The sequence below is a fragment of the Mycobacterium pseudoshottsii JCM 15466 genome (assembly GCF_003584745.1).
Taxonomy (GTDB): domain Bacteria; phylum Actinomycetota; class Actinomycetes; order Mycobacteriales; family Mycobacteriaceae; genus Mycobacterium; species Mycobacterium marinum.
In genome coordinates this window covers 2,467,182-2,489,149 of sequence record NZ_AP018410.1, presented here as the reverse complement: position 1 = coordinate 2,489,149, position 21,968 = coordinate 2,467,182, and the positions used below count along the sequence as shown (strand labels likewise).

Annotated in this window: 19 protein-coding genes; 7 read left to right on the top strand and 12 right to left on the bottom strand. The window is 65.6% G+C overall.

The genetic code is table 11. The features are described 5' to 3' along the window. Positions 1–63 precede the first annotated feature (63 nt). Positions 64–2,043, bottom strand: a complete 1,980-nt coding sequence (locus tag MPSD_RS11345) for a heavy metal translocating P-type ATPase (RefSeq protein ID WP_020787795.1) — start codon at positions 2,041–2,043, stop codon at positions 64–66. 347 nt (positions 2,044–2,390) lie between these two features. On the opposite strand from MPSD_RS11345, the gene MPSD_RS11340 reads away from it, so the two are divergent. Next, complete coding sequence (locus MPSD_RS11340) at positions 2,391–3,488, top strand: PE family protein (protein WP_086085653.1); 1,098 nt, start codon at positions 2,391–2,393, stop codon at positions 3,486–3,488. Between the two features lie 105 nt (positions 3,489–3,593). Continuing rightward, entirely contained in the window at positions 3,594–5,423 is a 1,830-nt protein-coding gene (locus tag MPSD_RS11335; protein ID WP_011739954.1) for an acyl-CoA dehydrogenase, read from the top strand. Between the two features lie 68 nt (positions 5,424–5,491). Here MPSD_RS11335 and MPSD_RS11330 read toward each other — a convergent pair whose 3' ends face one another. The 9 genes from MPSD_RS11330 to MPSD_RS11285 all read right to left on the bottom strand — a co-directional run bounded on the left by MPSD_RS11330 (position 5,492) and on the right by MPSD_RS11285 (position 14,179). Further along, a complete protein-coding gene (locus MPSD_RS11330) occupies positions 5,492–6,694 on the bottom strand; it encodes an ISAs1-like element IS2404/ISMul1 family transposase (RefSeq protein WP_420811900.1) in 1,203 nt (400 codons plus the stop codon). 61 nt (positions 6,695–6,755) lie between these two features. After that, positions 6,756–7,703 carry a PE domain-containing protein gene (locus tag MPSD_RS30235; RefSeq protein ID WP_165601484.1) on the bottom strand — a complete coding sequence of 316 codons (948 nt, stop codon included), beginning with the start codon at positions 7,701–7,703 and terminating at the stop codon, positions 6,756–6,758. Between the two features lie 183 nt (positions 7,704–7,886). Then, positions 7,887–8,234 carry a metal-sulfur cluster assembly factor gene (locus MPSD_RS11315; RefSeq protein ID WP_011739953.1) on the bottom strand — a complete coding sequence of 116 codons (348 nt, stop codon included), beginning with the start codon at positions 8,232–8,234 and terminating at the stop codon, positions 7,887–7,889. Then, entirely contained in the window at positions 8,227–8,724 is a 498-nt protein-coding gene (sufU, locus tag MPSD_RS11310; RefSeq protein ID WP_085979812.1) for a Fe-S cluster assembly sulfur transfer protein SufU, read from the bottom strand. The genes MPSD_RS11315 and sufU overlap by 8 nt, the downstream gene beginning before the upstream one ends. Further along, complete coding sequence (locus MPSD_RS11305) at positions 8,721–9,974, bottom strand: cysteine desulfurase (protein WP_086085740.1); 1,254 nt, start codon at positions 9,972–9,974, stop codon at positions 8,721–8,723. Before MPSD_RS11305 ends, sufU begins: the two co-directional genes overlap by 4 nt. Positions 9,975–9,976: 2 nt before the next feature. Next, positions 9,977–10,759, bottom strand: a complete 783-nt coding sequence (gene sufC / locus MPSD_RS11300; RefSeq protein WP_020787799.1) for a Fe-S cluster assembly ATPase SufC — start codon at positions 10,757–10,759, stop codon at positions 9,977–9,979. Next, on the bottom strand, positions 10,756–11,955 hold the full coding sequence (gene sufD / locus MPSD_RS11295; protein ID WP_012394023.1) for a Fe-S cluster assembly protein SufD: 1,200 nt from the start codon (positions 11,953–11,955) through the stop codon (positions 10,756–10,758). The genes sufC and sufD overlap by 4 nt, the downstream gene beginning before the upstream one ends. After that, positions 11,952–13,397 (bottom strand): Fe-S cluster assembly protein SufB, encoded by a 1,446-nt coding sequence (sufB, locus tag MPSD_RS11290; RefSeq protein WP_012394022.1) that lies wholly within the window; start codon positions 13,395–13,397, stop codon positions 11,952–11,954. The genes sufD and sufB overlap by 4 nt, the downstream gene beginning before the upstream one ends. Then, on the bottom strand, positions 13,394–14,179 hold the full coding sequence (locus tag MPSD_RS11285) for a helix-turn-helix transcriptional regulator (RefSeq protein WP_086085739.1): 786 nt from the start codon (positions 14,177–14,179) through the stop codon (positions 13,394–13,396). Before MPSD_RS11285 ends, sufB begins: the two co-directional genes overlap by 4 nt. 80 nt (positions 14,180–14,259) lie before the next feature. Between MPSD_RS11285 and mptB the strand changes: the two genes are divergently transcribed. The 4 genes from mptB (at position 14,260) to MPSD_RS11265 (ending at position 18,818) form a co-directional block, all read left to right on the top strand. After that, positions 14,260–16,077, top strand: a complete 1,818-nt coding sequence (gene mptB / locus MPSD_RS11280; RefSeq protein WP_036426693.1) for a polyprenol phosphomannose-dependent alpha 1,6 mannosyltransferase MptB — start codon at positions 14,260–14,262, stop codon at positions 16,075–16,077. Beyond that, positions 16,074–17,033: an ABC transporter ATP-binding protein gene (locus MPSD_RS11275; protein ID WP_020787803.1), complete on the top strand. Its 960-nt coding sequence runs from the start codon at positions 16,074–16,076 to the stop codon at positions 17,031–17,033. The genes mptB and MPSD_RS11275 overlap by 4 nt, the downstream gene beginning before the upstream one ends. Next, complete coding sequence (locus MPSD_RS11270) at positions 17,030–17,818, top strand: ABC transporter permease (RefSeq protein WP_012394018.1); 789 nt, start codon at positions 17,030–17,032, stop codon at positions 17,816–17,818. The genes MPSD_RS11275 and MPSD_RS11270 overlap by 4 nt, the downstream gene beginning before the upstream one ends. A 70-nt stretch (positions 17,819–17,888) precedes the next feature. Beyond that, positions 17,889–18,818, top strand: coding sequence for a COX15/CtaA family protein (locus tag MPSD_RS11265; RefSeq protein ID WP_011739943.1), 930 nt, complete (start codon positions 17,889–17,891; stop codon positions 18,816–18,818). Here the strand turns inward: MPSD_RS11265 and MPSD_RS11260 are convergent. Further along, positions 18,768–19,622 (bottom strand): ATP-grasp domain-containing protein, encoded by an 855-nt coding sequence (locus MPSD_RS11260; protein ID WP_015356094.1) that lies wholly within the window; start codon positions 19,620–19,622, stop codon positions 18,768–18,770. The two genes, MPSD_RS11265 and MPSD_RS11260, sit on opposite strands and share 51 nt — an antisense overlap. A gap of 19 nt (positions 19,623–19,641) precedes the next feature. Here MPSD_RS11260 and MPSD_RS11255 point away from each other — a divergent pair, with 19 nt between their 5' ends. Then, positions 19,642–20,631 (top strand): quinone oxidoreductase family protein, encoded by a 990-nt coding sequence (locus MPSD_RS11255; RefSeq protein ID WP_020787806.1) that lies wholly within the window; start codon positions 19,642–19,644, stop codon positions 20,629–20,631. 53 nt (positions 20,632–20,684) lie between these two features. Here MPSD_RS11255 and MPSD_RS11250 read toward each other — a convergent pair whose 3' ends face one another. After that, positions 20,685–21,968: an Rv1453 family transcriptional regulator gene (locus tag MPSD_RS11250; protein WP_020787807.1), complete on the bottom strand. Its 1,284-nt coding sequence runs from the start codon at positions 21,966–21,968 to the stop codon at positions 20,685–20,687.

Here is a 21,968-nt window from a genome sequence, read left to right as displayed (position 1 = left end):
CATCGAGCCTACGTCGAGGGCAACCGCAGAGTTGTCCGCTTTGACCGCTTGGCTCACCAGCGCCTAGCGCACCGGCGATGCCGCGGCTCGCCAGGACCGGTTGGTCAGCAGCCGCATGCCGTTCAGCGCCACCAGCACGGTGGACCCTTCGTGACCCGCTACCCCCAGCGGTAGCGGCAACTGCCCGAACAGATCCCACAACACCAGCACACTGATGAAGGTTCCCGCGATGAACAGATTGGCGGTGACCACACGACGGGCCTGACAAGCCAGTCCGATCAGGGTCGGAATGGTGTGCAGTTCGTCGCGCACCGTGACGCCGTCGGCCGTCTGCAACGTCAGATCCGCGCCGGCACCCATGGCGACCGATGTGTGCGCCGCAGCCATGGCGGGCGCGTCGTTGACACCGTCGCCGACAACGAGCACCCGATGACCGCTGGCCTGCAGCGCCTGAACGGCTTCCACCTTCTGCTCGGGCAGCAGTGCGGCGCGTACGTCGGTGATCCCGGCGTGCTGTGCGACTCGTTGGGCCGCGCACGGGTTGTCGCCGGTGAGTAGCACCGGCGGGGCTGAGGTCAAGGCGGTCAGGGCCGCAACCGACGGTGCCGCATCCGCACGAACCTGGTCGGTGAGTCCGAGCACCCCGATGGCGACGCCGTTACGCAAGACGATGGCCGCGGTGGCACCGGCCTCCAGGATCGGGGCTAGTTCGGGCAGCGGGGCGCCCCGATAGCTGTGCGGGCTGCACACCTCGACAAACTCACGGCCGACGCTGGCCCGGACTCCGCGACCGGGCAGGGCGCGGAAGTCCTCGGCCCCCGGGATGGTGATACCACGCCGACGCACCTCCTCCACGATCGCCCGGCCCAACGGGTGCTCGCTGGATTGTTCTGCGGCAGCAGCTAATTGAAGCAATTTCTTGATACCGACATCGGCACTAAGCGGCTCGACGATGGCCAATTGCGGTAGCCCGAATGTCAATGTTCCGGTCTTGTCCAAAGCGACCACGCCGGTGTCGGCAAGGTGCTCCACGACAATCGCGGATTTGACCAGTACTCCGTGCCGGCCGGCATTAGCAATCGCCGAAAGCAACGGCGGCATGGTCGCCAGTACAACTGCGCACGGGGAGGCAACGATCATAAATGTCATCGCGCGCAACAAAACCACCTGCACCGGGGTACCCAACATCAGCGGAATGGCGATCAACGCAAGCGTGGCGATGACTACATCGATGGAGTAGCGCTGTTCGATCTTTTCAATGAACAGTTGAGTTTTGGCCTTGGTCACCGACGCTTCGGAAACCAGCTCGACGATGCGGGCCACTACCGTTTGCGACGGGTCGCGGGTGACCAGCAACTGCAAGACCCCTGAGCCGTTGACGGTGCCGGCGAACACCTCATCACCACGGCCCTTGGCAGCCGGCATGGACTCGCCGGTGATAGAGCATTGGTCGACTTCGGAGCATCCCGACAGCACCGCACCGTCGGCCGGTATGCGCTCGCCCGGGCGCACCACGACCCGATCGCCGACCACCAGCTCACTGGCCGCCACCACCTGCTCGTTGCCATCGACATCGAAGACCGTCGCCTGCTCCGGCGCCAGGTCTAATAACCCTTTGACCGAGTCAGCGGTGTGCTTGGTCGCGACATCATCGAGTGCGCCGGAGGTCGCAAAGATCACGATCAACAGCGCCCCATCGAAGATCTGCCCGATTGCCACGGCTCCGATTGCGGCCACGATCATCAGCAGATCCACGTCCAGGGCCCGATTCCGCAGCGCCTGGGCGCCGGCCCAGGCCGAACCCCATCCACCGGCCAGATAGCAGGCCAGATACGGCGTCCACCACACCGGCTCCGCAGCGCCGTTGAGCTGGGCCACCAGCCCGGTCAAGAACAGCGCCAGCGCGATTCCCGCCCAACGCACCGACATGACCGACCACAGCGCGGCACGCCAAGTCAACGGTCGAACGCTGGTGCTTGGAATGCGATCCGACCGATCTGACGAAGCCTCGGCAGCACTCACTTCAAACGCGGTCAAAGTCATTCCGGCGGCCTCACAGAGGGGTGGGAGTTCGTCAGGATGAACCGAGTCTAGGGACGCCAAGAACCCGGGAAAATCTCGATTGCATTGCGGTATGCGATTGAATTGGTCACTGCGACAAGGCAAGCCGCAATGTAAACGAAGCCGGCTTATGTCCGGCATCCTTCGTGAGCCCTAAACCGGGGACTCAGGGCAACCTCCCGCACCCATCTTCTTGGCCTCAGATGCCGCCTGAATTGCATCCTTGTTCATGCAATTTCAGCCGGGAAAGGATGCGCAATGGGCAAACAGATCCGGCAGAACTGCGGTAAAATTCTTCGGCCGCTGACGCTTCATACTGGAGGTGCGCGATGTCATTCGTGATTGCAGATACGCAGTGGGTGTCGGAGGCAGCCGGGAGCCTGGCTCGCATCGGATCACTGATCGAGACGGCGAACTCGGCGGCGGCGACTCAGGCCACCGCCGTGACGGCCGCGGCGGCCGATGAGGTCTCAGCCGCGGTCGCGTCTTTGTTCGGTTCGCACGGCCAGAGCTTCCAGGCCGTGAGCCTGCAAGCTGTGGCGTTTCATGAGCGATTCGTGCAAACACTGTTCGGCGGCGCGGCGGCGTACACCGCCGCGGAGGCTGCCAGCGTCAATCCGCTGCAGCCGCTGCTCGATGTGATCAACGCACCCACCCAGTTGCTGTTGAACCGCCCCCTGATCGGTAACGGCACCGATGGGACAGCGGCCAACCCGAACGGCTGGGCCGGCGGACTGCTCATCGGCGATGGGGGCAAGGGCTTCTCGTCAGCTACCGCCGGGGTGGCCGGTGGATCCGGTGGATCCGCGGGCCTGTTCGGCAGTGGTGGCGCCGGAGGAACCGGCGGAGGGGGCGCGCTCGGCGGCAACGGCGGCACGGGAGGGCTGCTGCTCGGCAACGGCGGGGCCGGCGGTATGGGCGGCACCGGTAGTACCGCCGGAGCCGGCGGCTCTGCCCTGCTGATCGGTATGGGCGGCGCCGGCGGTACCAGCGGTCTGGCTGGGATCGGTGGCCTCGGCGGCAATGGCGGGCTGCTGTTCGGCAACGCCGGTGATGGCGGCAGCGGCGTCTTCGGCGGTGGTAACGGTGGCAGGGCCTGGCTGCTGGGCAACGGGGGCGCGGGCGGGGACTCGAGTTCCATGGGCAACTCCGGCAATGGCGGCAACGCCGGCTTCTTCGTCGGCAACGGCGGTATTGGCGGCACCGGCGGCTCGAACGCCAACGGCGGGGTGGGCGGCCAGGCCGGGCTCATCGGCAACGGCGGGGCCGGTGGCGATGGCGGCGGAGTCAGCGGCAACGGCGGCAACGGTGGCAACGCGCTGCTGATCGGCAATGGCGGCGACGGTGGCACCGGCGGTGGCACCGGCACCGACGGTCTCGGCGGAACCCGTGGGCTGCTGTTCGGCCAGGACGGCACCAACGGCTAGTGGCAGGTCAGTCCGCCCGCGGCTGGTTACGGTTGCGTACGTTTTGCCCGCTCGGAGAGACTAAGCCCCGGAAAGCGCCGATCAGCCGAGTCGAAGGGAACTGCATTGGGGCACTACATCGCCAACGTCCGTGATCTCGAGTTCAACCTATTCGAGGTTCTCGATGTCGGCGCCGTCCTCGGCACCGGAAAGTACAGCGAACTCGATGCCGACACCGTTCGTACGATCCTGTCCGAAGCGGCGCGCTTGGCCGAGGGCCCGGTCGCCGAAACCTTTGCCGCCGCGGACCGCAACCCACCGGTATTTGACCCGGCCACCCACTCCATCAGCGTGCCCGATGAGCTAGTCAAGACCGTCCAGGCCATCAAAGACGCCGAGTGGTGGCGCCTGGGCTTGGCCGAGGAGATCGGCGGAATGCCCGCCCCTCCGCCACTGACCTGGGCCGTCAACGAAATGATCTTCTGCGCCAACCCGTCTGCGGGCTTCTTCATCCTGGGCCCGACGATGGCGCAATCGCTCTACGCCGAGGGCAACGAGGAGCAACGGCGATGGGCGGCAATGGGAATCGAGCGCGGGTGGCAGGCCACCATGGTGCTCACCGAGCCCGATGCGGGCTCTGACGTCGGCGCCGGCCGCGCCAAGGCCATCGAACAACCCGATGGCACCTGGCACATCGAAGGCGTCAAGCGGTTCATTTCCGGTGGCGACGTAGGCGACACGAGCGAGAACATCTTCCATCTGGTGTTGGCCCGTCCCGAAGGCGCCGGTCCAGGCACCAAAGGGCTGAGTCTGTTCTACGTCCCGAACTACTTGTTCGACCCCGACACTGGGGAACTCGGGCCGCGCAACGGCGTCTACGTGACCGGCCTGGAGCACAAGATGGGCCTGAAGTCCTCCCCGACCTGCGAGGTGACGTTCGGCGCCACCGACGTACCCGCGGTGGGTTACCTGGTCGGCGGGGTGCACAACGGGATCGCTCAGATGTTCACCGTGATCGAGCACGCGCGAATGACGATCGGGGTGAAGTCCTCCGGGACGCTGTCCACCGGCTACCTCAACGCACTCGCCTATGCCAAGGAGCGGGTGCAGGGCGCGGATCTGACCCAGATGACCGATAAGACCGCGCCACGGGTCACGATCATGCATCACCCCGATGTGCGCCGTAGCCTGATGACCCAGAAGGCCTACGCCGAGGGGCTGCGGGCGCTGTATCTGTATGCCGCAGCGCACCAGGACGACGCTGTTGCGCAACGGGTTTCGGGCGCGGACCACGACATGGCGCACCGCGTCGACGATCTGCTGCTGCCGGTGGTCAAGGGTGTCGGGTCGGAACGGGCCTACGAAATCCTCACCGAGTCGCTGCAGACCCTGGGCGGTTCCGGCTTCCTGTCCGACTATCCGATCGAGCAGTACATCCGCGACGCCAAGATCGATTCCCTCTACGAAGGCACCACCGCCATCCAGTCACTGGACTTCTTCTTCCGCAAGATCGTCCGTGACCACGGTCAGGCGCTGCAGTTCGTGACGGCTCAGATCACACAGACCATCGACAACGTCGATCCGTCGCTGAAACCGCAAGCCGAGCTGCTACAGACCGCGCTCGACGACGTCACCGCGATGACGGGCACACTGACCACCTACCTGATGTCGGCCGCCCAGCATCCGACCGACATCTACAAGGTGGGGCTCGGGTCGGTGCGCTACCTGCTCGCGGTCGGAGACTTGATCATCGGTTGGCGGCTGCTGGTGCAGGCCGGCGTCGCACACGCTGCGCTGGCCGACTCCCCCAGCAAGGACGACGAGGCCTTCTACAAAGGCAAGATCGCCGTGGCGACCTTTTTCGCCAAGAACATGCTGCCGAAGCTGACCGGAGTGCGGGCCGTCATCGAATCCATCGACGACGAGATCATGCGCATTTCCGAAGAAGCCTTCTGAGGCCCCTGACGTCAGAAGTCAAAAATTGTCTGCCCACCCCCGGTTGGGCAGGGCTCCGGCGTTGTTGATTAGCAGGCTTGTGAGCTGGGGGATTGTGGATTGAGGAGGTCTAGGCGGCGGTTGGCGGTCAAAGCGGTGATCCGGCAGGCTTCGGCGATGTTGTCGGCGCCGTTGAGGCGGTGCAGATTGATCGCGGTGTTGCGTAGCGTTGCTAGGACCTGTGCGCCGTTTCCGGTATGTGCCCTTTGACGGTCTTCGTCGAAGGTGACGTCGCGTATCCAGTGCAGGCTGTTCTCGATTCCCCAGTGTTGACGCATCCAGGTCATGATCGCGGTAGGGCGGGCGTGCTCGAACGGCAGGCTGCAAATGGCATAGACCACCTCCACGCTGCGCTGGTCGGTGGCGGTGATCAAGCGTTCACGAGTGATCCGGATGATTTGTTTTGCGTAGGGGAAGCCGATTCCTCGTGCAGCGGTGATGATTTGCAGGGTGCGGGTCTCGACACGGCCGTGGCCGCGGGAGTCGTCGGTAGCGGCTGCGGGCACCTCGGCCCAGGGCAGCGCGGTGATACGCGCAAATATTTTGGCTTGGTTGGACTTGACGATCATCAGGTAGTGCGACTTCAAGGTGGCGCAGATCAACTTCGCGGTGACGACCTGGGTATGCATCGCATCCACGGTGACCAGCCACCGCAAGCTACCCGGCAGCAGCGTGAGCAGGGCACGTACGCAGGGAATTTCATTGCTTTTCTCGGCGACAGCGAGTTGACCGAGCACCAATCGGGCACGGTGGGCGAACACCGACACGAGATGCGTGGCTGTCGCTTTGGCGCGTAAAGCACCACGCAGCATCTTGCCGTCCAACGCGATCGGCACCAATCCACTGGGGTCGCTGCTGGCCACGTGTGCAGTGAAGTAACTGCCCATCCTGGCGTTGAGGTCGGCGGGGTCTAGCCGAGACAAAACAGCGCGGAAGGTCTTCTCACTGGGCCGCCGGAACCGGACCCCTAATTGGGCCAACACATCATCGGGAGCGGTGGCCGCCCATGTGGCAAAACCAGCATAGCCGCGCATCCCCGCGGCAGTGGCCAGAACCGCGATCGCCAACAAAGCCATCAGCGAATACCTCCGACCGCGTGGGTCCCTCAGGTCTGGCACCGAGGCCAACACATCGAGAAACTCCGATCCGATGAGCTCGCTGCGCTCACCAGGACTCCAGCGGTCGAACACCTCTGGAACCGACGACACAGGCAATACTGAAACGGTAGGCACGGGCAACTCCAGACCAACGACGAACAGTAACCAACTCGATCGTTCTCCAGATAGCCCGTGCCTACACTCCGGCCCCAATAGCGCGGCACCAAAGATCATCAACCCAGCTCACAAGCCTGCTAATCAACAACGCCGGAGCCCTGACCGTTGTCTGATATGTCTGATATTGCACGGTGTTGAACGCGTAGCTGCTATTGCCGTAGGTGACGGCGCCCGAACCGGTGGGGGTGCCCAGAGACTGCAGATTGACGTCTTGAGGCCGGACCAACAGGCCACTGGCTCCGGTATCGACCGTCACGGCGATGCCGGGGCCCCCGCCGACCGAGATGGTCACCACTGGGTTGCCGTATTGGTCCACCCGCATCAGGATTTCGTTCGCGGGTAGCGGGGTGCCGGTGCCCGCGGCCCCGGCTTGGCCCCACAGCCAGCCCCCCAGGCCACCGGTGCCACCATCCCCGCCGCGCAGGCCGGCCCCGCCCATTCCGCCGTTGCCGATCAGACCTGCGTTTCCGCCCGCGCCCCCAGCCACGCCGGCATGCGTGCTGTTGCCACCGCTTCCGCCGTTGCCATACAACCACCCACCGGCTCCGCCGGGTGTCCCTATGCCTTGGGCGTTGGTATAGCCGTTGGCCCCGTTGCCGATCAGCGGACGTCCAGTCAACTCCAGAAATGGCCCGTTGACCAGGGCGGTCGATGCGTTGACCGCGTTCGAGAACAGCTGATTTGCGTTGGCGGACTCGGCACCGAGATATGCAGCCGCGTCGGCCGCCAGCTTGCTGGCCAACTGGTCATAGGCGGTTGCCAACTGACCTGCCAGCGCTTGGTACTGCTGACCGAAGCCTCCCAGCAGTGTTGCCGCGGCCGCAGAGACCGCATCGGCGGCCGCGGCGGTAAGTTCGGTGGTCGAAATCGCCGCCGCCGCGTTTGCCGCGTTGACCGAAGAACCGATGCCCTGCAAGTCGGCCGCCGCCGAAGTCACCAGCTCGGGCGCCACCACCAGAAGAGACACATAAGCCCCCTCACTCGCCAGCGACGGATGCCACACCTAGCCGGTAAGTCGACTTGGAACAGTGTGGTCGAAGTCACAGTCTAGATGTTGGCCACGGCCGAGCATAGGCCAGAAACAATACAGGTTAATGACCAACTGTATGGCGACAGATTGTCGGCCGGCGCGGGCCGACGGAGCGTCGAGTCAGACGGTAAAACCAAGGGCGCGCAGCTGCTCCCGCCCGTCCTCGGTGATCTTGTCCGGCCCCCACGGCGGGTTCCACACCCAGTTGATCTGCATCTCGTTGACCAGGCCGCTGCCGACCAACGCGCTGCGCGACTGATCCTCGATGACATCGGTCAGCGGACAGGCCGGCGAGGTCAACGTCATGTCGATCAGCGCGACGGTACCGTCCTCTCCTTCGGCCAGGTTCAGTCCGTAGACCAGCCCCAGATCGACGACATTGATGCCCAGTTCGGGGTCGACGACGTCGCGCATCGCCTCCTCGATGTCGGCGAGCATCTCTTCATTGGGAGCGGTGGTTTCACTCATCGCTGACCTCCTCCACGTGTTCGCCGCCTTCGGCTAGCGCATTTGCGGTAATAGCCTGGGCCAGTGCGTCTTTGAAGGCCATCCAGCCAAGCAAGGCACACTTCACCCGAGCCGGATACTTCGCGACGCCGGCAAACGCAACTCCGTCGCCCAGGACATCCTCGTCGCCCTGCACGGTTCCGCGCGAGGACACCATTTGGCTGAAGGCGTCGACGGTCTCGAGCGCCTCTGGCACCGTTTGCCCGATCACCTGCTGGGTCAGCACCGAGGTAGCGGCTTGGCTGATGGAACAACCTTGCCCGTCATAGGAAACGTCTGCAATCGTCGCCCCGTCATTGGACAGTGTGACCCGCAGGGTGACTTCGTCGCCGCAGACCGGGTTGACGTGGCTGACCTGGGTGGCGAACGGCTCCCGCAATCCACGATGCTGCGGGTGCTTGTAGTGATCGAGGATCACGTCTTGATACATCTGCTCCAGTCGCAACTTCAGCCTCTCCCAAAGAAATTCAGCGACCGCTGCACACCGGCCAACAGCCGGTTCACCTCGTCGCGGGTATTGTACACCGCGAACGACGCGCGCGCGGTTGCGGCTACGCCGAACTTGCGGTGCAGCGGCAATGCGCAGTGATGCCCGACCCGGACCGCGACGCCTTCGTCATCGAGCACCTGACCGACATCGTGGGCGTGCACCCCATCAACGACGAACGACACCGGCGACCCGCGGTTCTCCATCGACGTGGGTCCGATGATACGGACGCCCTCGATGGCCGAGAGCCCCTCGATGGCCGCGGCAACCAGGTCACGCTCGTGGGCTTCGATGACATCCATACCGATGGCGTCCAGATAGCGCGACGCTGCCGCCAATCCGACCACTTGGGAGGTCATCGGGGTGCCCGCCTCGAAGCGCTGGGGCGCGGGCGCGTACGTGCTGGCCTCCATGGTCACCGTTTCGATCATCGAACCGCCGGTGAGGAACGGCGGCATCGCCGCCAACAGCTCACGACGGCCATAGAGCACACCGATTCCGTTGGGACCCAGCATTTTGTGTCCCGAGAAGGCGGCGAAATCCACATCAAGTTTGTGAAAGTCGACCGGCTGATGCGGCACCGACTGGCAGGCATCCAAAACCGTCAGCGCCCCCACCGCTTTGGCGCGAGACACCAATTCGGCCACCGGCGCCAACGCACCGGTCACGTTCGAATGATGGGTGAAAGTAACAACTTTGACGCGCTCATCGAGCTGCAGTGAATCGAGGTCGATACGCCCCTCGTCGGTCACCGAGTACCAACGCAACGTTGCCCCGGTGCGCCGGGCGAGTTCCTGCCACGGAATCAGGTTGGCGTGGTGTTCGAGTTCAGTGGTGACGATGACGTCGCCCGGGCCGATGGCTCGGTCGAACCGGCTGTCCCCCAGCACGTATGACACCAGATTGAGTGACTCGGTGGCGTTCTTGGTGAACACCAGTTCGTCGGGCTCGGCACCGACGAAGGCCGCGATGTCGGCTCGGCCCTGCTCGTAGGCGTCGGTGGCCTCTTCCATCAGCTGATGGGCACCGCGATGCACCGCGCCGTTGCACGTGATGAGAAATTCCCGCTCGGCATCGAGCACCTGCAGCGGGCGCTGCGATGTGGCACCGGAATCCAGGTAGGCCAACTGATTTCCGCTACGCATGACGCGCTGCAGGATCGGGAAGTCGGCCCGGATCGCCGCGAGGTCCAGACGCGCCACCGAGACAGTCATTTTCAGGCCCCTGCGGCCGCCGCTTGGGTAAAGCGGACGTACCCGTTCTGCTCGAGTTCGTCGGCCAGCTCGGGCCCACCGGACTCGGCGATGCGGCCGCCGACGAACACGTGGACAAACTCTGGACGGATGTAACGCAGAATGCGGGTGTAGTGGGTGATCAACAAGATGCCGCCGTGTTCTGCCTCCGCGTAGCGGTTTACCCCCTCGCTGACCACGCGCAACGCGTCGACGTCGAGGCCGGAGTCGGTCTCGTCGAGAATGGCGATCTTGGGCTTGAGTAGTTCCAGCTGCAGAATCTCATGGCGCTTCTTCTCGCCGCCGGAAAAGCCCTCGTTGACGCTGCGCTCGGCGAACACGGGGGCGATCTCGAGGGCGGCCATCGCGGCCTTGACCTCTTTGACCCAGTGCCGCAGCTTCGGCGCCTCGCCGCGGATGGCCGTCGCGGCCGAACGCAGGAAGTTCGACACCGAGACACCGGGCACCTCGACGGGGTACTGCATGGCCAGAAACAGTCCGGCTCGGGCGCGCTCGTCGACACTCATCTCCAGCACGTCGGCGCCGTCTAGCGTGATGGAACCCGATGTCACCTGGTACTTGGGGTGACCGGCGATGGCGTAGGACAACGTGGACTTGCCGGAGCCGTTGGGGCCCATCAAAGCGTGTGTCTCACCGGATTTCACGGTGAGATCGACGCCCTTGAGGATGGGAATCTCGCGCTCGCCCTCGGCGGCGTTGGGATTCTCGACGCTGACGTGCAGGTCCTTGATAATCAATGTGGTCATGAGGCTGCTGTATTTTCCGTCTTCTCTGTTGCCTGTGATTCGGTGATTTCCAGTTCGTGTTCAATGGCGCCGGTCAAGCGTTCCCGCACCTCTGGAACCGCGATTTTGGAGATGATCTCGCCGAAGAAACCACGGATCACCAACCGGCGGGCCTGCTCTTCGGGGATGCCCCGAGAGCGCAGGTAGAACAGTTGCTCATCGTCGAAACGCCCGGTCGCACTGGCGTGGCCGGCGCCGGCAATCTCGCCGGTCTCGATCTCCAGATTGGGCACCGAGTCCGCACGAGCCCCGTCGGTGAGCACCAGGTTGCGGTTCACTTCGAAGGTGTCGGTGCCGGTGGCGGCGGCACGGATCAGCACGTCACCCACCCACACGGTGTGCGCGTCCGGCAGGGCCGACCCCGGATCGCCTTGCAGTGCACCCTTGTACAGCACGTTGGACTTGCAGTCCGGCTGAGCGTGATCGACCAGCAGCCGCGACTCCAGGTGCTGGCCGTCGTCAGCGAAGTACAGGCCCAGCAGGTCGGCATCGCCCCCGGGTGCGGTGAAGCGCACGTTGGCCGACATCCGCACCACTTCGCCGCCCAATGTCACGGTCACGTGGCGCAATACCGCGTCCTTGCCCAGCTTGGCGTGATGTGCGCTCAGGTGAACGGTGTCATCAGCCCAGTCCGCGATCCACACCACGGTGAGCCGGGCACAGTCGCCGACCACGAACTCGACGTTGTCGGCGTAGGTTCCACTGCCGCGGTGGTCGACCACCACGACGGCTTCACCCAGCTCCTCGACCCTGATCTGCAGGTGCCCGTAGGCAACCGCGCCTTCACCGGGGCCGGTGATGGTGATGTTTACCGGCTCGCCCAGCTGGGTGTCCCGCCCGACGGTGACCAACGTTGCCGAGTTGAACGATGAGAAAGCCTGGGCGGCAACACGATCGGCGGGAACACCGCCCTGGCCCAACCGCTCGTCGCCGCGGCGTACCGTCTCTACCCGCAGACCGGCCTGTTCACCGACGGTGAGCTGGGCACTGCCCGAGGCAGCTGCGGAGCCGTCGTGCAGACCGCGCAACCGCTTCAGCGGAGTGAACCGCCAAAGCTCGTCGCGGCCGTGCGGAACCTCGAAGGCGTCGACGTCGAAAGATGCGAAGAGCTCACCTTTGTTCAGTGCGGCGGCCGTCGTCAGATTGTCAACGGTCATCCGACCGCACCCTCCATCTGCAGCTCGATTAGCCGGTTGAGCTCGAGCGCGTACTCCATCGGCAGTTCCTTGGCGATCGGCTCGACAAAGCCGCGCACCACCATCGCCATCGCCTCGTCTTCGGTCAACCCACGGCTCATCAGGTAGAACAGCTGGTTTTCACTGACCTTGGACACGGTGGCCTCGTGGCCCATCGTGACGTCGTCCTCGCGGATGTCAACGTAGGGGTAGGTGTCACTGCGGCTGATCGTATCGACCAGCAGCGCATCACATTTCACACTGGACCGCGACCCGTGTGCACCCTTGTTGACCTGAACCAGGCCCCGGTAGGAGGTGCGGCCGCCACCGCGCGCGACCGACTTGGACACGATGTTGCTCGACGTGTTGGGCGCCAGGTGCAGCATCTTGGCGCCGGTGTCCTGGTGCTGGTCCTCGCCCGCGAACGCCACCGACAGCACTTCGCCCTTGGCGTGTTCGCCGGTCATCCACACCGCCGGGTACTTCATGGTGACCTTGGATCCGATGTTGCCGTCGATCCACTCCATGGTGGCGCCGGCCTCGGCGCGGGCCCGCTTGGTGACCAGGTTGTAGACGTTGTTCGACCAGTTCTGAATGGTGGTGTAGCGCACCCGCGCATGCGGTTTCACGATGATCTCGACGACGGCCGAGTGCAGCGAGTCCGACTTGTAGATCGGCGCGGTGCAGCCCTCGACGTAGTGCACGTAGGAACCCTCGTCGGCGATGATCAGCGTCCGCTCGAACTGACCCATGTTCTCGGTGTTGATCCGGAAGTAGGCCTGCAGCGGGATGTCGACGTGCACGCCCGGCGGGACGTAGATGAAACTTCCGCCCGACCACACCGCGGTATTCAGCGCGGAGAACTTGTTGTCCCCGGCCGGGATCACGGTGCCGAAGTACTGCTTGAAGATCTCCGGGTGTTCGCGCAGACCGGTGTCGGTGTCCAAGAAGATGACGCCCTGGGCCTCCAGATCCTCGCGGATCTGGTGGTAGACCACCTCTGACTCATACTGGGCCGCCACACCGGCGACCAGGCGCTGCTTCTCGGCTTCCGGAATGCCCAGGCGATCGTAGGTGTTGCGGATGTCTTCGGGCAGATCGTCCCAGCTGGCAGCCTGCTTCTCGGTGGAGCGCACGAAGTACTTGATGTTGTCGAAGTCGATGCCCGCGAGGTTGGAGCCCCAATTCGGCATGGGCTTGCGCTCGAAGATGCGCAGCGCCTTGAGCCGAGTTTGCAGCATCCATTCGGGCTCGTTCTTCTTGGCGGAGATATCGCGGACCACGGCCTCGGACAACCCGCGCTGCGCGGCCGCGCCGGCCGCGTCGGAGTCCGACCAGCCGTAGCCATAGTTGCCCAGTGAGGCGATGGCCTCATCCTGGGTCAGCGGTTCGGCCGCGGTCTTGGCTTCTGGTGTGAGTGTCATGCGGACGCTCCTCCGGTGCTCGTCAGGTGTTGGCGCGGGCTGGGCGCCGGGGTTAGGGGCACGTGGGTGGTGCAGGCACAGTCTCCGTTGACGATGGTCGCCAACCGCTGTACGTGAGTGCCGAGCACCTCCGCGATGGCCTGCTGCTCGGCTTCACACAACTCCGGGAATTCCTCGGCCACATGGGACACCGGGCAGTGGTGCTGGCAGATTTGCACACCGTGGATCGGCCCACCCACCCGGGTGGTTGTGGCGACGTAGCCCGTCTTGGTCAGTGCACTGGCGACACGCTCGGCCGCCGCTTCGACCGCGGCGTCGTCAGGGCTGGCAGCGGCCGGCACACCGGCCAGGATGGCATCGATCCGGCGCCGGGCGAACGTGCGCACCGCGTCATCACCACCGATTTCACGGAGTTGGCGCATCGCCGCCGCCGCCAGGTCATCGTAGGAGTGCTCGAGCTTGGCCCGGCCTCCCGGCGTCAGCCGGTAGCGCTTGGCGGGCCGTCCACGTCCCGCCTGCTGCCACGGGGCGGCAGGCGCGGATTCGGCGTCGCCCGCGTCGATCAAGGCATCGAGATGGCGACGTACACCGGCAGCCGAGAGCCCGAGCCGGTCCCCGATCTCGCCGGCGGTGATGGATCCGGATTCCAGGAGCAACCGCACGATGGCCCTGCGGGTGTGGCCATCCGACCCGGCCACCAGAGCTGCACTGTGGGCAGCACTGAACTCCGGTTGGATTTTCACAACACCAGTGTGACGCAATTCCGGGCATCGGTCTAGCAAGGATGCCCTGGCTAGGGGGTTGCGCTGGTCACACCCGAGCGACGCGACGGCACCGCGTGGTGTGCCGCTACGCTGCTCTGATGGCAGCCCGCCACCACACGCTGAGCTCATCGATCGCCAGCTTGCACGGCGACGAGCAGGCGGTGGGCTCGCCGCTGAACGCCGCCGAACTCACCGCACTGGCACGAACTCGCCTGTTCGGGGCCACCGGAACCGTCCTGATGAGCATCGGCGCGCTGGGTGCCGGCGCCAGGCCAGTAGTCCAGGACCCCACGTTCGGAGTGCGGTTACTCAACCTTCCGTCGCGAATACAGACGGTGTCATTGACCATGACGACCACCGGTGCGGTCATGATGGCGCTGGCTTGGCTGATGCTCGGCCGGTTCGCGCTGGGCAAGCGGCGGATGTCGCGCGGGGAACTGGACCGCACGCTGGTGTTGTGGATGCTGCCGCTGCTGATCGCACCACCGATGTACAGCAAGGACGTCTACTCCTACCTGGCCCAAAGCCAGATCTCGAGGGACGGGCTGGACCCCTACCGGGTGGGACCGGCATCGGGTCTGGGACTGGGCCACGTCTTCACGCTGTCGGTCCCCAGCTTGTGGCGGGAAACGCCGGCACCCTACGGCCCCCTGTTCTTGTGGATCGGCCGCGGAATCTCGGATTTGACCGGCGAGAACATCGTCGCCGCGGTGCTCTTCCACCGACTGGTGGTGTTGATCGGCGTGGCGTTGATCGTGTGGGCAACCCCACGCCTGGCCCAACGCTGCGGGGTGGCCGAGGTCAGCGCGCTATGGCTGGGCGCGGCCAATCCGCTGCTGTTCATGCACCTGGTTGCCGGCATCCACAACGAGGCACTGATGCTCGGACTGATGCTGACCGGCGCCGAGTTCGCGCTGCGAGGTCTTGACGCGCCGCGGCTCATACCGCTTTCCGGGCGGCCCCGTCCGGCGCCCAGGCGCGCCAGTAGCGCGGAGCGCAGCCGGGCAATCAAGGCTCGTGCCGCCGCCTGGGAACCGCTGGGCATGCTGGCGGGCGGGGCGATCCTGATCGCGCTGTCGTCGCAGGTGAAGTTGCCGTCGCTGCTGGCGCTGGGCTTTATCACGATGGCATTGGCGTACCGCTATGGCGGCACGATCAAGGCGCTGCTGGTGTGCGGCAGCGCGATGTCCGCGCTGGCGCTGTCGGTGATGGCCGTGGTCGGCTGGGCCAGCGGGCTGGGGTTCGGCTGGATGTCCACCCTGGGAACCGCCAACGTGGTGCGCAGCTGGATGTCGCCGCCAACGCTGCTGGCGCTGGGCACCGGGCAGGTCGGGATCCTGCTGCGCCTGGGTGATCACACCACCGCGGTGCTGTCGCTGACCCGCGCCATGGGCGTCTTGATCATCATGGTGATGGTCAGCTGGCTGCTGCTCGCCGTGTTCCGCGGCCGCCTGCACCCGATCGGAGGGCTTGGCGTCGCGCTGGGCCTCACGGTGCTGTTGTTTCCGGTTGTGCAGCCCTGGTATCTGCTCTGGGCGATCATTCCGATGGCCGCCTGGGCCACCCGCACCGGATTCCGGGTGGCAACCATCATCATCACCCTCATCGTCGGCATCTTCGGCCCTACCGCCAATGGCGATCGGTTCGCGCTATTCCAAATCGTTGATGCCACCCTGGCCAGCGCGATCATCGTGTTGGTGCTGATGGCCCTCACCTACCACCGGTTGCCTTGGAGGGCGCTGCCGGTCGAGTCGCCCCCTCCGGCCGAGGTGACCCAACCGGCGGAAGCGAGTCAGCAGGCCGAACCAAACCAACAGGGCGAATCGAATCAGCCGGAGACCGCGGACCCGGCCGCCAAGCCTCCGGCGACCCGGCGACCGACGTCGACAACCGACGCCTACGCTGACTCGACGTGAGCTCGGACCCCAAATACCCCGCAGCAGGCCGGGGCACCGAAATCGTGGTGAGGCTGCGCGGGGTCGGCAAACAGTACGGCTCTGTGACGGCGGTCTCCAACCTCGATTTGGAGGTGCGCGCCGCAGAGGTGATGGCCCTGCTGGGGCCTAACGGAGCCGGGAAGACCACAACCGTCGAGATGTGTGAGGGCTTCGTGCGCCCGGACGCCGGCAGCATCGAGGTGCTGGGGCTGGACCCGATCGCCGATAACGCACGCCTGCGGCCCCGCATCGGTGTGATGCTGCAGGGCGGGGGCGGCTATCCGGCGGCACGCGCCGGCGAGATGCTCGACCTGGTCGCTTCCTACGCCGCCGACCCGCTAGATCCACGCTGGTTGTTGGACACCCTCGGACTGACCGATGCGGCACGGACCACCTACCGGCGCCTGTCCGGGGGACAACAGCAGCGCCTCGCCCTGGCCTGCGCCCTGGTGGGGCGTCCCGAGCTGGTGTTTCTGGACGAGCCCACCGCCGGGATGGACGCTCATGCCCGCCTGTTGGTGTGGGAATTGATCGACGCCCTGCGCCGCGACGGGGTGACGGTGGTGCTGACCACCCACCAACTCAAGGAGGCCGAGGAGCTCGCCGACCGGCTGGTCATCATCGATCATGGCGTCATGGTGGCTGAGGGAACCCCGAGCGAATTGATGCGCAGCGGCGCTAAAGACCAATTGAGATTCACCGCGCCACCGCGGCTTGACCTGTCGTTGTTGGTGTCGGCGCTGCCGGAGGATTACCGGGTCACCGAGGTGACTCCGGGCGAATACCTGGTCGAAGGCAACGTCGATCCGCAGGTGCTGGCGGCGGTCACGGCGTGGTGCGCGCGCATCGACGTCCTGGCCACCGACATGCGGGTCGAGCAACGCAGCCTCGAGGACGTGTTCCTCGATCTCACCGGTAGGAAGTTGCGATCGTGACGCAGACCAACGGCGAAGGCACCTTTCCCGTAGGCACCTTCACCCCGGACCCGCGGCCGAGTGCCGTGCCCCGGATGCTGGCCGCTCAGTTCGGTCTGGAGCTGAAACTGCTGCTGCGCAACGGTGAGCAGCTGCTACTGACCATGTTCATCCCGATCACCCTGCTGATTGGTCTGACACTGCTGCCCCTCGGCTCTTTCGGCCAGCACCGAGCCGCCACCTTTGTGCCGGTGATCATGGCGCTGGCCGTGATCTCCACCGCATTCACCGGGCAGGCCATCGCGGTGGCATTCGACCGCCGATACGGGGCACTCAAACGGCTCGGAGCAACCCCGCTGCCCGTCTGGGGGATCATCGCCGGCAAGTCGCTGGCCGTCGTCGCCGTGGTGTTCCTGCAGGCAATCGTGCTGGGCGCCATCGGCTTCGCCCTGGGCTGGCGCCCGGCGCTGGCCGCGCTGGCGCTGGGTGGCGCGGTGATTGCCCTGGGTACCGCCGGTTTCGCGGCTCTCGGCCTGCTGCTCGGCGGCACGTTACGGGCCGAGATCGTGCTGGCGGTCGCCAACCTGATGTGGTTCGTGTTCGCCGGCTTCGGCGCGCTGACGGTCGAAACCGATGTGATTCCCACCGCGGTCAAGTGGGCGGCGCGGCTCACTCCGTCGGGTGCGCTCACCGAGGCGCTGTCGCGGGCGATGGTCCTGTCGGTGGACTGGTTCGGCGTGGTTGTGCTGGCCGTGTGGGGAACGCTGGCGGCGCTGGCGGCGCGGCGCTGGTTCCGCTTCACCTGATACCCGTTCTACTACGTGACGTAGTTGTCGCTACGATCGGGCGGTGGCCCTCGGACGAGTCTTGCTGCGGTTGGTTGACCTGCTCCCCGACCCGAGCCTGCGCGTTCAGCGGATCATCGCCGCGGCCGTCATCCTGACCCAGGGCGGCATCGCCGTCACCGGCGCAATCGTCCGCGTCACGGCCTCGGGCCTGGGTTGTCCGACCTGGCCACAGTGTTTTCCCGGCAGCTTCACCCCGGTGGCGGTCGCCGAGGTGCCCCGAATCCATCAGGCCGTCGAGTTCGGAAATCGGATGATCACCTTCGCGGTGGTCATCACCGCGGCGCTGGCCGTGTTGGCCGTCACCCGGGCACGGCGGCGCACCGAGGTGCTGGTCTATGCGTGGCTGATGCCGGCCTCCACGGTGGTGCAGGCCGTGATCGGTGGCATCACGGTGCGCACCGGGCTGCTGTGGTGGACGGTAGCCATCCATCTGCTGGCATCGATGACGATGGTCTGGTTGTCGGTGTTGCTCTATGCCAAAGTCGGCCAGCCCGACGAAGGCGTTGCGCACGAACTTGTGGTCAGGCCGCTGCGCGCCCTCGCCGTGCTCAGCGCGGTGAATCTGGCCGCGGTCCTGGTAACGGGCACGTTGGTGACGGCGGCCGGCCCGCATGCGGGCGACAAGAGCCCCAGCCGGACGGTGCCGCGACTGAAAATCGAGATCACCGATCTGGTGCACCTGCACTCATCGCTGCTGGTTTCCTACCTCGCGTTGCTGGTCGGGCTGGGGTTCGGGCTCCTGGCCGTCGGCGCCACCCACGCGATCCTGCGGCGGCTGACCGTCCTGGTGGTGTTGGTTTTCGCCCAAGCCGGTGTGGGCACCGTGCAGTACTACACGGGAGTGCCCGCCGCTCTGGTTGCCGTCCACGTGGCGGGGGCCGCGGCCTGTACCGCAGCGACCGCGGCGCTATGGGCGTCGATGCGAGAACGGACCCAGGCCGAGGCCTCCCAGGGCTGACTGGACGCTCAGCGCGAACTCACGCTGGGCCCGGTCTCGGGTGGCTGTGTCCAAGCGCCGCCAGCCCAACGACGGGTCGATCAATTGCAGTTCCAGTAGCCGAGTACCGACCAGGTGGGCCCGGGCGCAGAGCAGCTCCCCCGCCTGCACGCCGGCCGCGGCGGCCGCGGCCCGCAACGCCGCAGCACCGATATCCCAGATCTCGAAGTCCGGCTCGCCCTGACGTAGCGCGTTTTCCTGGGTGGTGAACGCGTGCGAGGGCCGCCCACCCACAAAAATCAGCACCGCCTCGGGAACCGGATCACCGACGTGCACCAGCGCCGATTGTCCTGCCGCGTGGAGTTCATCGACATATTCCGCGGCCTTGGCGTGATCACTGAAACGCCGCGTGCCGGTGCCTACGCCGGGGCCGATGAACACCTGAGGTGCTGGCAGCGACCGCAACCGCTCCCCCGGCCGGCACATCTGGCTGGGTAGCATCGGCACGCCCCTGTTCGCCAGGTCGTCCAAGTAGCGCCGGTGTGCATTCCAGGCCACCACCGCGGGCGGGTTGAGCAGATTGCGGACGCCGCCGGTCCAGGCCACAAACTCGTCGAGCCGACGGGCGTAGTCGCGGGTGGCCCGCAGGATCACCAGGTCCGCGCCACTGATGTCGGGATCGTCCCACGACAACCAATGCGCGTGCAGACCGCGGCGGCGCAGGGCCGCAACCAGCCCGGCGTCGTCGCCATCACCGGCTGGTTGGTGCGGCCAACCCGCCAAGACGACGCGCGGATGGAAGACGTCCGGCCGGGCCAACTTCATGGTCGGGCATGATAGCGGCGTGCACGCAATTGAAGTCAGCCAAACAGGCGGTCCCGAAGTCCTCAGCTACGTCGAGCGGCCGCAACCCGAGCCCGGTCATGGCGAGCTGGTGATCAAGGCCGAGGCGATCGGTGTCAACTTCATCGACACCTACTTCCGGTCGGGAAGTTATCCACGGGAGCTCCCGTTCGTCATCGGCTCGGAGGTATGCGGAACCGTGGTAGCCCTCGGCCCGGGCGCCACGGCGGCCGATGCCGGCGGGATTGCTGTGGGCGACCGCGTGGTCGGCGCCTCCGCGAACGGCGGCTACGCCGAATTCTGCACTGCACCGGCGGCTCTGACCGCCAAGGTGCCCGACGGTGTCAGCGCCGAAGTGGCCGCATCGGCACTGCTGAAGGGCCTCACCGCGCACTATCTCCTGAAGTCGGTGTACCCGGTTGCCGACGGCGACGCCATCTTGGTGCATGCCGGCGCCGGCGGCGTCGGGCTGATTCTGACGCAATGGGCTACTCACCTGGGGGCACGGGTGATCAGCACCGTCTCAACTCCGGAAAAGGCCAAGCTCCCCAGGGATGCCGGCGCGGCCGAAGTGCTGGACTACCCTACCGACGCTTGGCAGTTCGGCGGACAGGTGCGCGCCCTGACTGATGGTGCCGGTGTGGCCGCCGTCTACGACGGAGTCGGGGCAACGACGTTCGACGCCAGCCTGGCCAGCCTGGCCGTACGCGGGACGCTCGCATTGTTCGGCGCCGCCAGTGGTCCCGTTCCTCCAGTCGAACCGCAACGGCTCAATGCGGCCGGCTCGGTGTATCTCACCCGTCCGTCGCTGTTCCACTTCATCCGCACCGCCGAGGAATTCAGCTGGCGGGCCAGCGAACTTTTCGACGCGATCAGCAGCGGGGTAATCACCATCGAGGTTGGCGGGCGGTATCGGCTGGCCGATGCGATGAAGGCCCATCAAGATCTGGAAGCCCGCAAGACTATTGGGTCGGTCGTGTTGTTGCCCTAGCCATTTCGGGGCAACTCGGGCAGCAACTGCCGAAGCGCCGGACGCCCCCAGACTCAGGGCCGCTGTTCCGGCGGGGTGCGGTCGTCTGGTTTGCCTGCCCCACTCGCGGCGGGATTGCCGGGTTGTTTGCTGCGCCACTGCAAAACCTCGAGAGCGACGGCAACGCGAACCGTGGTGTCCTCGAGAGGCTTGGGAAGCAGGCGCTGCGCGGTTTCGAGTCGGTGCATCAACGTGTTGCGATGGGTGTACAGCAGCCGCGCGGCACGAGATGCATTGCACTGTTGGCTGATAAAGGTCAGCAGGGTGTGTTGCAGAGCCGGGGAGGCTTCCTCGAAGTCGCCGAGCGTGTTCTTGATGAATTCATCCGCACCGTCCGGGTTCTCGGTGAGCAGGGCAATCATCTCGACGTCGCCGAAGAAGGCAACTTGCTGGGGTGAGCGCAGCCGGATCAACATGCGTGCGGCGGTAAGCGCATCGCGGCGGCTACGACGGAACCCGTCAACTCCCGGTTCGGTGGTTCCGATGGCGATGCGCACGTGCGGCAATTCGCGCATCACCTGACGAATCTGACTGCAGTCGAAGACATCTACGTCACGCACCCAGACCCAGCGTGTCGTGGCGGCAGACATGATGGCCAGCGAGCTTGCGCACCCGACGGCATTGCAGAACGCGTCCACGGCTCGGTCCAGGTCGCGGTGGTCACCGTTGGGGCGGTCACTCCAAATGATGGCGGCGGTATGCGACCGATCCAGGGGGTAACCCAACCGGGATTCGGCGGAATCGCGGCTGATGGGTGCGCCATTGAGAAGCAGCACGACAATGCGGCGGCGCTCGGCGCAGATATTGCGCGACAGCTCGTGGTGCTCGAGCTCCATTTGCGCGGCGATGCCCGCAAGCGTGGTGTCGATGAACGCCGCCGCCGACCGAAACGGCACATCGAGCAGTTCGCGCAGCTCCTGGGGGTCGGTGGTGAGGCCGAACACAATGTCGGTCCACCGCTGCCAAGCCACGTTTTGCCCGACGCGGTAGACATCGAGAGCCAGCGTGTCAAGGCCGAGGCGTACCAAATCCCTGGCCATCCGCAGCGGCTCGGCACCCAGGTTCGCCGGTACCGGGTCGCCCGGATTTCGCAGGTTGGACGCCGCGAAGTGGCGTAGGTTGGCGCGACTCGCCCGGCTGATGACGGTCGCCAAATCCGGGTTCTCGGCGATTGGCGGCGCTGCGGCCAGCGTCGCACGGTCGAATTCTTCGAGCCATTGTTGACTGGGGTTGAGCGCAACCCGCGCCGCTTCACGGATCAGGTCACGCACCCGCGGCGATAACTCGCGTGACTTCAC